The organism is Pelomonas aquatica (genome assembly GCF_026712205.1).
GTDB classification, from domain to species: domain Bacteria; phylum Pseudomonadota; class Gammaproteobacteria; order Burkholderiales; family Burkholderiaceae_C; genus Pelomonas; species Pelomonas aquatica.
Genome location: NZ_JAPPUW010000004.1, coordinates 78,798 through 91,035 on the forward strand (window position 1 = coordinate 78,798; position 12,238 = coordinate 91,035).

The following is a 12,238-nucleotide window of genomic DNA, read 5'->3' on the forward strand; positions in this document are numbered from 1 at the left end:
GCTTCGACTTGAGGAGGGAGGCGGCAGTGCAATGGGACTGGACTATCAAGGTCACCGACCTTGCCATCGTTTTTGCGACGCTGGTGGGACCAATTTTGGCGGTTCAGGTGCAGAAGTTCTTGGACGCCAGAAGGGAGCAGCGAGCGCGCCGCCGCGCACTCTTCCATGCATTGATGCGCACGCGCGGCACGCCTCTAAATGTCGATCACGTAAATGCTCTGAACGCCGTCCCATTGGAATTCCCCAAGTCCGACAGGGCCACCGAGCAGGTGCTGGAGGCCTGGAAGGTCTACATGAACCATTTTGGGAAGGACACCACGGCGGCAAGTTGGGGTGAAAAGCGAGTCGAGCTTTTGACTACGCTACTTCGGGAAATGGGGGCGCATCTGAGGTACCACTTTGATCCTGTTGAGTTGGAGAACGGCGTCTACACGCCCATTGCGCACGGAAAGGTGCTGGCTGAACAAGACATGATTCGAGAAGGCATGGCGGCTGTCTTCCGTGGCGAGAAGGCCATCCCAATGGTCGTTGAGAAACTTCCCGGTGACCCGGAGGTCGCGGCAAGGTGGGGCCGAGTCTTAGAAAAGTTGGAAAGTGAATTGGACGCGCGCCAAGCCAAAATCAGGGCTAGCGGGCCGGAGAACGACGCCTGAACATCAGGCATGCGCGGACATTTTGAAGAATTTTTTCCCGGGGGTTCTGGACGAGCCCGAGGTCGCACTTCCCCCCGTGCCACCACTCGTTTCCCAACGCGATGACCTAGCGGAGCCGGTCGTCCCGGATGCGTGCCCATGTGACCGGATCGTTCCCTTTTCGGGACGGTTCCAGAAGCGGGACGATTCGCTCTGGAGCAGCCGCAGACAATGATACGGCACCCCGTCTGCCCCGGATTCCTCGGGCTATCCAGCGGGGCCAGGTCTTGCCAAAGTGCTCCTGCCTGTCGCCGAAATGAGCCCTCTGTCGGGGCACAGCGGCAGGGAGTGAATGATGAAACTGAAGCGTGACGACTGGGGCCAATGGGACAACTTCGTGGGCCTCATCGTGTGGATGCTGGACCTGGCAGTCAAGGCCATCGGCGATGCCCCGGGACTGGTGGTCGCAAGTCGCCACGAGTGCTCGGCGGGCCTGTTCTTCTGGCAGAACCACAGCTCCTTCTGGGACGCCTGGGTGGAGCCCGGCGCATTCATGCTCCGCATGGGCCGCGTGGAGCTGCAGGTGGACCGCCCGCTGCAGCCTCAGGGATGATGACCGCCCACCAGGCCCCAAGGACCACCATCGCCGCCGCCAGGCTACAGGCGTTCGGCGCTACGGCCTTCACTCGGGCCGCTGTGCTGGTCAACCTGCATGGCCAGATGGAGCGTCCCATGTGGCTCCGACTGGTCGGCGAGTTCTGGACCACCACCGAGGGCGACAAACGCGAGCTGGTCAGGCTGATGCGGACCTACGACGACTGGGCCCCGATGATGCTGCGCCATGAGTCCCGAGCGTGGAGTGCCCTGCCGGAATGGTTTCAATCCTGGCGAGGCTGCTACCAGGGCTTCAACGAGGACGGCCCGTCCTACACCACTGACCGCGACGAGGCCCGCGACTGCCCCTTCCTGGCCCGCTACCGGATGGCCGGGATGGTGCCACTGCTCCGCAGCGTGTGGGTCAACAGGGCGGACTGCATCGTCAAGATGGACAGAGGCAAGGCCGAGATACTGGCCCGGGTCGTGAACGAGTGGGACAGGATGCAGCTGGACCGCAGCGTGTCACTGACCGCCTTCGCCGGCACACCCAACCTGCCCATGTCTGCCTGGCCCTGAGAGCTGGAGCGCAGCCGGTCAGCCCGTAGCAAGGCGGCAGGGCTTACAGTTCCCTCGGGCTTCGGCCCCCTGCTTTTCCTCCCTGAGCAGGCCACGGCGCAGACAGCGTAGTGGTTGCAGCCCTCGGCCTCCCGGCCCCGGGGCTTCTTTCTTTCTGGGGTCAGGCGTCCGCCAGCACCCGCTGGACCACCGACACCCCACAGCCGGCCGCCTTGGCAATCTTGAGCATGCCCATGGGCTTCCCGTCGAGCCCTTCCGCCCGCAGCTCGCGGATGCGGGCCTCAACGCTGGCCGCGACCGCTGGCCGGCCGATGGCCTTCCCTGACTTCGTGCCGTTGACCTTGGCCCTGGCGAGGCCGGCCCTGACGCGCTCCTGAATCATCCCGCGCTCGAACTCGGCGAAGACGCCCATCATCTGGAACATGGCCCGCCCGGCCGGCGTGGATGTGTCCAGGCCCTGCTGATGGAGGTAGAGGTCACAGCCCTTCGCATGCAGTTCCCCGAGGAACCCCAGGAGGTGCGTCAATGAGCGCCCCAGGCGGTCCACGGCCCAGGCTGCCACGAGGTCACATTCCCCCCGCGTGACGGCCTTCAGCAGCGCATCGAACTGGGGGCGATCCTGGCGGCCCTTGGCGCCGCTGACGCCTTCGTCCACGTACACCCCGACCACCTCCCAGCCGAGCCGCTGGCCGGCCTCCCTCAGGGCCTCTAGTTGGTTGTCGGTGGTCTGCTGGTCGGTGCTGACGCGGGCGTACAGGGCAACGCGGCGGGGCTTCTTGGTCTTGGTCATGGTCGGCATCGTGCCAGTCACCCATACGGAAAGCAACTGGTTTTGGAATACGCAAGATTCGGAACCTGCTCCCTGGGGCCGAGGGCGCGATTTCGGCGGCAGGTTTCGGTATGGGTCTAAACCCCGACCTTCGCAAAGAGCGGACGGGCAGGCAGTTCCCCACCACTACCTCCCTCACCATGTCCTCCCGCGAGATTGCGGAGCTGACCGGGAAGGACCACGACAACATCCGCCGGGACATCAAGCTCATGGCCGAGGCACTTTCCCTCAGTTTTGAGGAAAAGGTCGAACCGTCCACGGGCGGGCGCCCCTCCAAAGTGTTCGCCCTTCCTAAGCGGGAGTCGCTGATCCTGGTCAGCGGCTACAGCGTGCAGCTTCGCGCGCGCATCGTTGACCGCTGGATGGAGCTGGAGGCTCAGGCGTCCGTGCCGGCCATCCCCAGGACCTTCGCCGCCGCCCTGCGCCTGGCGGCGGAGACCCAGGAGCGCCTGGAGGCTGCCACTGCCGAACTCTGGGAAATCGCTAGCCAACTCGTTGATTTGGCAGGGATTCAGCATCAGGCAGGGGCGTCACCCAGCTCTAAACACCGGCCATAGCTAAACCAAGAAATCAGCGTGGTCATCATGACCACCGCACTGACCATCGCCTCCAGCCTCATCCGCCAAGACGCCGCAGGCCGCTACTGCCTCAACGACCTGCACAAGGCGGCGGGCGGGAATCCCAACGACCTCCCGGCCTTCTTCATGCGCCGCAAGGAGACCCACGGCCTGGTGGAGGAACTTCAACACCAGATTGCAGATTCGCAAGGTGGGTTGATGCTGGTCCCGCCCTTCAACGTCCAGAACGGGGGCAAGACGCCGGGCACCTACGTGGTGAAGGAGCTGGTCTACGCCTACGCCATGTGGATCAGCCCGAAGTTCCACATCCAGGTCATCCGCGCCTACGACTCCCTCATGACCGGCCGGGCCGCGCGCAAGGAGCCCGAGGTCCTGAAGTCGGTGGCAGTGGAAGGCCACGGCACGCTCAACAACATCCTGGAGCCCCGCGCCGTGGAGCTGGCCCAGCTGCCAGGCACCCCTCCTTTTTTCAACCTCACCCGGCCCGATGCACGGGTCCACATGCCCATGTCTACAACGCAGTACGCCCGCCGCACCTTGGCCCTCAGGGGCACCGTCTCCCGCATCGAAGCACAGCTCGACCACCCGTCGAAGCTCTCCATTGCCTACGCCCGCCGATGGCTCAGGGACGGCCCCGCGAGAACGGGAGTCGATGCAATGGCCTCCGGTGTCATTCGTCGCTCCCTACAGCTCTACATGCATCACCTGAACCATCCCGACATCGACCCTGCCGACGAGGCCCGAGCGGTGCGGCGCTGCTGCTCCTCCCTGGCCCCCGACAAGGCCGACCAGGCGGCAGCCTTCGCCCGCCTTGAGGCCCTGGAGGGCGGCCCCGACATGCCGGCCTTCCCCGAAGTCCTTCACGGCCCCAATAGCGGCGCGTACTGGGCCGCCTTCGATGCCCGCGTCGAGGAGACCCTGAAGCAACTCGCCCGGGAGAAGACCCAGCACATGCGCGCAGCCGGGCGGCGCACGTCCGGGAAGGAGCCAGGCCAATGACCACGGCCATGCTCCGTGCGATGCACCGCCTACAGGGGGCACCGTGAGGCCGCCGGACACTGAACGGCAGCGTGCCCGCGACACGTTCGACCTTGAGGCCGCGATGTTGGCGCTCCCGCCCTGGCAGTTCATCCGGAGGGAAGGCGACAGCCGCGCCAAGGGCTCCCGAGGCAGCGCGGGCCACCGCCTCCGTCCCGGCCTGACGACGAGGGCTTCCGACGGGTTGCTCCGCGAGATTGCCCGAGACACCCTCGCCGCCGTCCGCTGCTCGCAGAACTACATCGGCGCATTGCGCATCGTCCTGGGCAACCAAGCCCACGCCGAACAGTTCGGCTATCTGCTGGAGATGAACACGAGGACCGAGTTCGCCTCCGAGCGGACCATGCGAACCATCCTCAGCCAGATGGATGCGGCCAGCATCACCTTCAGGAAGCAGGTTGTTCTCGGCCAGGGCCGTGTGCAGGTCATGCACTGCTACCGGCGTCCGCCTGCGAGACATGAGCCAGCCGAGGCACTGAATGCCCAGTGCCGGCGTACCGAGGGCGAGGACCGCTCTGGGTCTCTGCCGCCGAACATCGTCGAGGCGGACATCCCGCACTGACCGCCCCTCCTTAACGACGCAGTACCTAGAAGAAGGTCTCCCCGTAGTTGTTTCCTTCAATGATTCCCAGCCGGCTTATCGACTGGCGCCGACATGCTCTTGATGAGGTGCCACAGCAGCGGCCCGTCAACATTGACCGCGCCTGCTGGCCGACCATCATGCGGCTGGCGCCGCTGACGACCCCCGAGGATCATTGATCCAGGGAATCAAGGTCGGACCCTCGCTACTTCCCCACCGCAGCCCAGCCCCAGGGACCGCTGAAGCCAATCTGCGATAGCAGGGAACCTTCAGGCCCTCCTGGGGTGGGCTGCCTGTCCTGCCGGCACAGCCAAGCATTTCCATGCCTGTGTGCCCGGCCCCTGGCGGTCTGCATCCCGTCCTCGCGCTGCAGCTTGTCCTGCTGCTCGGTCATCCCCTTCTGACCGCTCCACCACTTCACCCCACAGCCGCCCCGCAAGGTGTCCCGGCTGGCCTATCCATTTCTGACCAACAACCATGAACCGCCTCTGCACCGTCCCCCACTGCGACCAGCCCACTGTGGGGCGGTCGAACAAGTGCAACGCCCACCGCCTGGCCCTTCGCCGCCACGGGCATCCGCTCCAGACCGGCATCAAGGTCACCGAGTTCGGCCCCTACCGGGAGGCCATCCGGCGCCTCTGGAGGGCCAACGATGCCTCCCCGCTGTGGGTCGTCATGAAGGCCCGTTGGGGCCGCTGCCTTGACCATGCAAAGACCGCCATCGGCGAGCAGGCCCGTGGGGTCGCCTGTAACCGGCACGAGGTCCGGGCTGCCGAGGAGCTGCTGCGCCTGGACAGCAACGTCCCCTTCGAAGACCTCGCCTCCACCTCGCTGGCCCTGTACGTCTACGCGGCAGACCAGCCCTACCGCTTCAGGAGCGACGACGCCTTCCGCTTCCAACTCGTGCGCAAGGTCCGGGGCCTCGACCACCTCGCTATCGGCAAGACCTGGAACCACAAGCGCCGGTCGATGCGCAACGTGTACCGCGACCTCCCGCCCCGCGTCGTTGTCTACCTGCATGGCTACCTCGGGGCTGTCTTTGGCGAGGCCGGCATGCTGCTGAAGGACCACGCGAAGACGCGGCCGAAGCTGGAGGCCACGGAGTCCCGAATGATGGTCAATGCAGTGGGCGCGCTGCGATGACCAGCGAGCCGCCCATTCACCCCCTGCCGATGTCCCGCAAGGAGGCCCGTGCGGCCGGCTTCAAGACCTTCACGGCGCAACGGGCCTGCCACCTCTGCGGGTCGAGGCAGCGCACTGTCTACACCAGCGCCTGCTGCGGCTGCAAGGAGGTCGAGAAGCAGCGGGACAAAGCCCTGGTCGAGAAGGTCCGCACCCAGGTGCTGGCCTCCGCCCGCAAAACGGTCCTCCGCGAGCTGAACCGAGAGGCCCGCGATGCGGCCAAGGCTGCCGAGAAGGAGGCCAAGGCCAAGGAACGCCAAGCCGCGAAGTTGGAGGCAGAGAAACGGCGTAAGGCTCGGGCCCGTGCCGCAGCACGAGCTGCCCGACTCGCATCCGCACCCGCCAAACCGCAAGCCACCGCCACGGCGGAACCACCGCCCTGGGAAGGCTCCCCCAGCCTGGCGGACGACGCAGCGCCCTGGGACTAATCCAGGCATCTCCCTGCGCCCATCCCACCCAGGCGGCCGAGCAGGCGACAAGTGAGTGAAACCCCGGTGCCAAACTTCAAGATGCCGTTGCCAGTCGCTGGTAACGTGTCGATATGCGTTCAGTTGTTGCGTTCGTTCTCACCTTTGGTGCTTCCATCTTCCTGCTGGGGTGGATGTCGGAGGAGCTGCGCGTCCTTCCGAGGGGGCCTGGCTGGCTGGTGCTGTGCTTCATGCTGGCCTCGTTCAGCGCCCGAGCGTTTCGCAAAGGCGGAAAGGTAGACGAGTTGGGCAGCAACATGGTGGCGGTCGTTGCGGAGCGGGTAGCGCCCTTCGCGCCCCCTTCAGCAGCCGATGAGACCTTGTGGGCGCAGGCGGTGAGCGAGTTCGACGGGCCGGACCGCCGCCCGGGGTTGTATGCCAAGGCATTGGCGCATACGGCAGGCGATCATGACAGGGCGAAAGCCTACTACCTCAAGGCGCGCGTAGCAGAGTTGAAGACGGCCAACATTTGCAGGTCCTCCGCGAGCAGCGACGGGAGTCCAAAGCACAGTCCAGAAGGAAGCCAGCGTCAGCAGTGGCCGACAGATGGTTGTTCGTCGCAAAGGGCGATTGGGCGTCTTGGAGAGGGCTGAATCGGGCGGGATGCTGGGGCTCAGGAGGCGATTGGGCCACCCGCCGCCTCCCCTCGGCCCCGCTATTCGACGAGCGCGACGGTCGCCAGCCGCAGCGCATGCAGCGGCAGGTCCTGAGCGACGCCTGCCTCGGGCTCCACGTCTGTGACCGCACAGTCCGCTTCGTACAGCGTCCGCGCCTTGGTGCGACGCCAGGACCAAGAAGGCACTGGCAAACCTGGAAGCTATATCTTTTGTGCCTTGACGAGCGCTGAAGATTTTCCCACAATGCGCTCCGCAGAGCTTCCCACACAGGACGCTCAGCAAAGCCGGCCAAGGATGAAAAGTTCAACGCCGACAATCGGTTAGGAGAATTTCAAAGGATGAACCTCAGGTTCCTCCTCCTCTCCACCACCATCGTCATTGGGGAGTAGCCGCGCCGGACGTCGTCCGGTGGCTCGCGTCAACACACTTGGCCACATGGCCATGGCGCGCGCGGTGCACGACTTGGCAAGACCTTTGACCATGCGCCTCCGGTTCGGCCGGGGAGGCGCGTGGTCGATCGTCTTCATCCGGCCAAGGAATCCGCAGCAGCATGGAAGCACTCCTGATGTCCACCGGCGTGGTGGCCCTGGCCGAGATCGGCGACAAGACCCAACTCCTGGCCTTCGTGCTGGCCGCCCGCTTCAAGCGGCCCGCCCCAATCATCCTCGGCATCCTCGCCGCGACCATCGTCAACCACGGCGCGGCGGGCGCGCTGGGCGCCTGGATCACGTCGGTGCTGAGCCCCGAAGTGCTGCGCTGGACGCTCGGCCTGTCCTTCCTCGGCATGGCGGCCTGGATGCTGGTCCCCGACAAGCTCGACGACGAGGACACCCGCATCAACGGCCGGCTCGGCGTGTTCGGCACGACGCTGGTCACCTTCTTCCTGGCCGAGATGGGCGACAAGACGCAGATCGCGACCGTCGCGATGGCCGCTCACTACCCGCAGCCGCTGTTGGTCGTGGCCGGCACGACGCTGGGCATGCTGATCGCGGACGTGCCCGCCGTCTTCGTGGGCGACCGCTTCGCGAAGAAGATCCCGATGAAGCTCGTCCACGGCGTCGCCGCGGCAATGTTCGCCCTGATGGGCGTGCTGGCGCTGCTGAAGGTCGACCGCTGGCTATAGCAGGCTCACGCCGGCCAGGTTCAGCAGCGAGGTCTCGCGCATGATGCGCACGAAGTCGGCCAGGAAGGGCCGGGGCGCCAGCGCCTCGCTGCTGACGGCATGGAGGCGACCGGTCAGGCCCGGCTCGCCGATGCGCTGGCGGGCGACATAGCCACGCGCCAGATAGCCCTCCACCGCCCACAGCGGCAGCGCCGCCAGGCCCCGGCCGCTGGCCACGAGCTGCAGCATGGCCACCGTCAACTCGCTGGTGCGCCGCGGCGGCGTCACGCCTGCCGGCTTGAGCACGCGGCGCACGAGGTCCAGCATCTCGTCGGGGACCGGATAGGTGATGAGCGTGTGCGCGGCGAAATCCGCCGCCTCGAGCCAGGGTTTGGCCAGCAGCGCATGGCCCTTGGGCAGCAGCGCGACGATCTCGAAGCTGAACAGAGGATGCACGACGACGCCCGCTTCCTCGGCGTCGACGTCCGACACGATGGCCAGTTCGGCGCGGTCCTGGTGCAGCAGCCCGACCGGATCGGCCTGGAAGCCGGAGACGATGTCCAGCTCCACCTCCGGCCAGCGCTCGCGGAAGGCATCCATGGCCGGCATCAGCCAGTCGAAGCAGGTGTGGCATTCGACGGCGATGCGCAGCCGGCCGGCCGAACCGTCGGCCAGGCGGCGCACGTCGCGGTCGGCCTCATCGGCCAGCGGCAGCACCAGGTCGGCCAGCTTCAGCAGGCGCTGGCCGGCGGCGCCAAAGGCCAGCGGCTGGCTCTTGCGGGCGAACAGCTCGGCACCGTAATGCGCCTCCAGTCCCTTGAGCTGATGGGACAGGGCCGACTGCGTCAGGTTCAGCAGCTGCGCCGCGCGCGACAGGTTGCCGGCCTCGCGCAGCGCGACGAGGGTGCGCAGATGGCGTAGTTCCAGCGGCGTTTGCATGAATGAAACTTGTGATTAATCAGAAAACGTTTCGTTTGAATCATAGCCAAGGATTGCCGATCATCACGAATCGATTTCAGTATTTTTCGATTCAACATGATCAAGACTCATATTCTCGGCTTTCCGCGCATCGGCGAGCAGCGCGAGCTGAAGACGGCGCTGGAGCGCCACTGGCGCGGCGAGCTGGCGGCCGAGGCGCTGGAGGCCCAGGCCGCCGAGCTGCGCGCCCGCCACTGGCGCCTGCAGCAGCGCGCCGGGCTGGACCATGTCACCGTCGGCGACTTCGCCCTCTACGACCATGTCGCCAACCTGATCCAGCTGTTCGGCTGCGAGCCGGCGCGCTTCGGCTTCAGCGGCCGCGAGACGCCGCTGCAGCGCTATTTCGTGATGGCGCGCGGCAGCACCGCGCACGCGCACAGCGAGGCCTGCGGCTGCGGCGCCGCCCCGGGCGACGCTGCCGCCGCGCTGGAGATGACCAAGTGGTTCGACACCAACTACCACTACCTCGTGCCCGAGTTCGATGCCGGCACGGCCTTCAGCCTGCACCCCGAGCGCCTGCTCGCCGAGGTGGACGAGGCCATCGCCCTGCCCGCCAGCCCCAAGGTCGCGCTGCTCGGGCCGGTCAGCTTCCTGCACCTCGGCAAGAGCCGGGAGGACGGCTTCGACCGCCTCGCGCTGCTGGAGCGCCTGCTGCCGGCCTATGAGCAATTACTGGCGCGCCTGGCCGCCCGCGGCGTGACCTGGGTGCAACTGGACGAGCCCGTCCTCGGCCTGGACCTGGCCCCCGCCTGGCAGGCCGCGCTGCGCCAGGCCTACGCGCGGCTGGCCAGGGCCGAGCTGCCGCTGCCGATGCTGGCCAGCTATTTCTCGCCGCTGGCCGGCAACCTGGCCCTGGCCTGCGAGCTGCCCGTGGCCGGCCTGCATGTGGATGCGGTGCGCGCCCCGGATGAACTGCTGGCCGTGGCCCGGTGCCTGCCGCGGGAGCGCGAGCTCTCCGTCGGCATCGTCGACGGCCGCAACATCTGGCGCAGCGACCTCGAGGCCGCGCTGCAGCGGCTGCGGGAAGTGCGCGAGCTGCGCGGCGGGCGGCTGTGGGTGGCGGCCTCCTGCTCGCTGCTGCATCTGCCCTTCAGCCTGCGCCAGGATCGGGCGCTGGACGCCGAGCTGCAGGCCTGGCTGGCCGGCGCCGTCGAGAAGCTGGACGAACTGCGCGTGCTCAGGCGCGCGCTGTGGGGCGACGAGGCGGGCGTCGCGCGCGAACTGGCCGAGTCACGCGCCGCGCGGGCCGCTCGGGCCGCCAGCCTGCGCGTGCGCCAAGCCGCCGTCGCCGCGCGCGTGGCCGCGCTGCCGGCCGACGCGGACCGGCGCCATTCGCCGTTCCCGGCGCGCCAGGCCGCCCAGCGCCGCCGCCTGCGCCTGCCGGCCTTCCCGACGACGACCATCGGCTCCTTCCCGCAGACGCCGGCGATCCGCGCCGCGCGCGCCGCCTTCCGGCGCGGCGAGCTGCCGCAGGCCGACTACCGGCAGGCCATGCGCCAGGAGATCGAGCTCGCGGTGCGCAAGCAGGAGGCGCTCGGCCTGGACGTGCTCGTGCATGGCGAGGCCGAGCGCAACGACATGGTGGAGTATTTCGGCGAACAGCTCGCCGGCTTCGCCTTCACGGCCAACGGCTGGGTGCAGAGCTATGGCTCGCGCTGCGTGAAGCCGCCGGTGCTGTTCGGCGACGTGTCGCGCCCCCAGGCCATGACGGTGGACTGGACCGTCTTCGCGCAGAGCCTCACCGCGCGGCCGATGAAGGGCATGCTGACCGGCCCGATCACCATCCTCCAGTGGTCCTTCGTGCGCGACGACCAGCCGCGCGCCGACACCGCGCTGCAGATCGCGCTGGCCATCCGCGACGAGGTGGCCGAGCTGGAGACCGCCGGCATCGCCGTCATCCAGATCGACGAACCCGCCCTCCGCGAAGGCCTGCCGCTGCGCCGCGACGCCCGGGCCGACTACCTCGCCTGGGCCACCCGCGCCTTCCGCGTGGCGGCCAGCCCCGTGCGCGACGACACGCAGATCCACACCCATATGTGCTACGCGGAGTTCAACGACATCCTGCCGGACATCGCCGCGCTGGACGCCGACGTCATCACCCTCGAGACCAGCCGCTCCGGCATGGCGCTGCTGAGGGCCTTCGGCGACTTCCGCTACCCCAACGAGATCGGGCCCGGCGTCTACGACATCCACTCGCCGCGCGTGCCCGAGGCCGCCGAGATGCAGCGCCTGCTGCGCAAGGCCGCCGAGGTCATCCCGGCCGGGCAGCTCTGGGTCAACCCCGACTGCGGGCTGAAGACGCGCGGCTGGCCCGAGACCGAGGCGGCGCTGCGCCATATGGTCGACGCGGCCCGGGCACTCCGCGGCGAGGGGGCCTGAACGGCGCCCGCCCAGCAAAAAGGCCGGCATGCGCCGGCCCTGTTGATGCGCGGGAAGCGCCTCAGGCGAAGTTGGCTTCGGCGAACTGCCAGTTCACGAGGTGGCCCAGGAAGGTCTCGACGAACTTCTGGCGCAGGTTGCGGTAGTCGATGTAGTAGGCGTGCTCCCACACGTCGACGGTCAGCAGGGCCTTGTCGGCGGTGGTCAGCGGCGTGCCGGCGGCGCCGGTGTTGACGATGTCGACCGAGCCGTCGGCCTTCTTGACGAGCCAGGTCCAGCCGGAACCGAAGTTGCCGACGGCGCTCTTCACGAAGGCTTCCTTGAAGGCCGCATAGCTGCCCCACTTGGCGTCGATGGCCGCGGCCAGCGCGCCGCCGGGCTCGCCGCCGCCGGCCGGCTTCATGCAGTTCCAGAAGAAGCTGTGGTTCCAGATCTGCGCGGCGTTGTTGTAGATGCCGCCCGAGCTCTTCTTGACGATCTCTTCGAGCGTCATGGCTTCGAACTCGGTGCCCTTCTGCAGGTTGTTGAGGTTGACCACATAGGCGTTGTGGTGCTTGCCGTGGTGGAACCCCAGCGTTTCCTTGCTGTAGTGCGGGGCCAGGGCGTCGATGGCATAGGGCAGCGGAGGCAGCGTGTGTTCCATGAGGATCCTCGAATGTTGGGGGGAAGGGAAACGCGGCGGA

The 12,238-nt window shown here is 67.3% G+C and carries 14 protein-coding genes and 1 riboswitch; of the genes, 11 read left to right on the forward strand and 3 right to left on the reverse strand.

The window, feature by feature from the left end; translation table 11 throughout:
- The first annotated feature begins 26 nt into the window (after positions 1-26).
- The 3 genes from NYP07_RS05380 (at position 27) to NYP07_RS05390 (ending at position 1,805) form a co-directional block, all read left to right on the forward strand.
- A complete protein-coding gene (locus NYP07_RS05380; RefSeq protein ID WP_268148212.1) occupies positions 27-653 on the forward strand; it encodes a DUF6680 family protein in 627 nt (208 codons plus the stop codon).
- 334 nt (positions 654-987) lie between these two features.
- On the forward strand, positions 988-1,245 hold the full coding sequence (locus tag NYP07_RS05385) for a hypothetical protein (RefSeq protein ID WP_268148214.1): 258 nt from the start codon (positions 988-990) through the stop codon (positions 1,243-1,245).
- A gap of 119 nt (positions 1,246-1,364) precedes the next feature.
- Entirely contained in the window at positions 1,365-1,805 is a 441-nt protein-coding gene (locus tag NYP07_RS05390) for a hypothetical protein (protein ID WP_268148215.1), read from the forward strand.
- A 160-nt stretch (positions 1,806-1,965) separates the two neighbouring features.
- Here NYP07_RS05390 and NYP07_RS05395 read toward each other — a convergent pair whose 3' ends face one another.
- Positions 1,966-2,595, reverse strand: coding sequence for a recombinase family protein (locus NYP07_RS05395; protein ID WP_268148217.1), 630 nt, complete (start codon positions 2,593-2,595; stop codon positions 1,966-1,968).
- Positions 2,596-2,774: 179 nt separating this feature from the next.
- On the opposite strand from NYP07_RS05395, the gene NYP07_RS05400 reads away from it, so the two are divergent.
- The 7 genes from NYP07_RS05400 (at position 2,775) to NYP07_RS05430 (ending at position 8,219) form a co-directional block, all read left to right on the forward strand.
- Entirely contained in the window at positions 2,775-3,191 is a 417-nt protein-coding gene (locus NYP07_RS05400; RefSeq protein ID WP_268148219.1) for a Rha family transcriptional regulator, read from the forward strand.
- Between the two features lie 27 nt (positions 3,192-3,218).
- On the forward strand, positions 3,219-4,211 hold the full coding sequence (locus tag NYP07_RS05405) for a KilA-N domain-containing protein (protein ID WP_268148221.1): 993 nt from the start codon (positions 3,219-3,221) through the stop codon (positions 4,209-4,211).
- Positions 4,212-4,254: 43 nt separating this feature from the next.
- Complete coding sequence (locus NYP07_RS05410; protein ID WP_268148223.1) at positions 4,255-4,812, forward strand: hypothetical protein; 558 nt, start codon at positions 4,255-4,257, stop codon at positions 4,810-4,812.
- 495 nt (positions 4,813-5,307) lie between these two features.
- Positions 5,308-5,973, forward strand: a complete 666-nt coding sequence (locus NYP07_RS05415; protein WP_268148225.1) for a hypothetical protein — start codon at positions 5,308-5,310, stop codon at positions 5,971-5,973.
- 29 nt (positions 5,974-6,002) lie between these two features.
- Complete coding sequence (locus NYP07_RS05420; protein ID WP_268148227.1) at positions 6,003-6,440, forward strand: hypothetical protein; 438 nt, start codon at positions 6,003-6,005, stop codon at positions 6,438-6,440.
- A gap of 113 nt (positions 6,441-6,553) precedes the next feature.
- Entirely contained in the window at positions 6,554-7,072 is a 519-nt protein-coding gene (locus NYP07_RS05425; RefSeq protein ID WP_268148229.1) for a hypothetical protein, read from the forward strand.
- Positions 7,073-7,464: 392 nt separating this feature from the next.
- Positions 7,465-7,632, forward strand: a riboswitch (yybP-ykoY riboswitch).
- Between the two features lie 14 nt (positions 7,633-7,646).
- Complete coding sequence (locus tag NYP07_RS05430) at positions 7,647-8,219, forward strand: TMEM165/GDT1 family protein (RefSeq protein ID WP_268148230.1); 573 nt, start codon at positions 7,647-7,649, stop codon at positions 8,217-8,219.
- On the opposite strand, the gene NYP07_RS05435 is transcribed toward NYP07_RS05430, so the two are convergent.
- Positions 8,214-9,137 carry a LysR family transcriptional regulator gene (locus NYP07_RS05435; RefSeq protein WP_268148232.1) on the reverse strand — a complete coding sequence of 308 codons (924 nt, stop codon included), beginning with the start codon at positions 9,135-9,137 and terminating at the stop codon, positions 8,214-8,216. The genes NYP07_RS05430 and NYP07_RS05435 overlap by 6 nt on opposite strands.
- A gap of 96 nt (positions 9,138-9,233) precedes the next feature.
- Here NYP07_RS05435 and metE point away from each other — a divergent pair, with 96 nt between their 5' ends.
- Positions 9,234-11,555: a 5-methyltetrahydropteroyltriglutamate--homocysteine S-methyltransferase gene (metE, locus tag NYP07_RS05440; protein ID WP_268148234.1), complete on the forward strand. Its 2,322-nt coding sequence runs from the start codon at positions 9,234-9,236 to the stop codon at positions 11,553-11,555.
- Between the two features lie 61 nt (positions 11,556-11,616).
- Here the strand turns inward: metE and NYP07_RS05445 are convergent, their stop codons facing one another.
- Positions 11,617-12,198 (reverse strand): Fe-Mn family superoxide dismutase, encoded by a 582-nt coding sequence (locus NYP07_RS05445; RefSeq protein ID WP_268148236.1) that lies wholly within the window; start codon positions 12,196-12,198, stop codon positions 11,617-11,619.
- Positions 12,199-12,238: the final 40 nt, after the last annotated feature.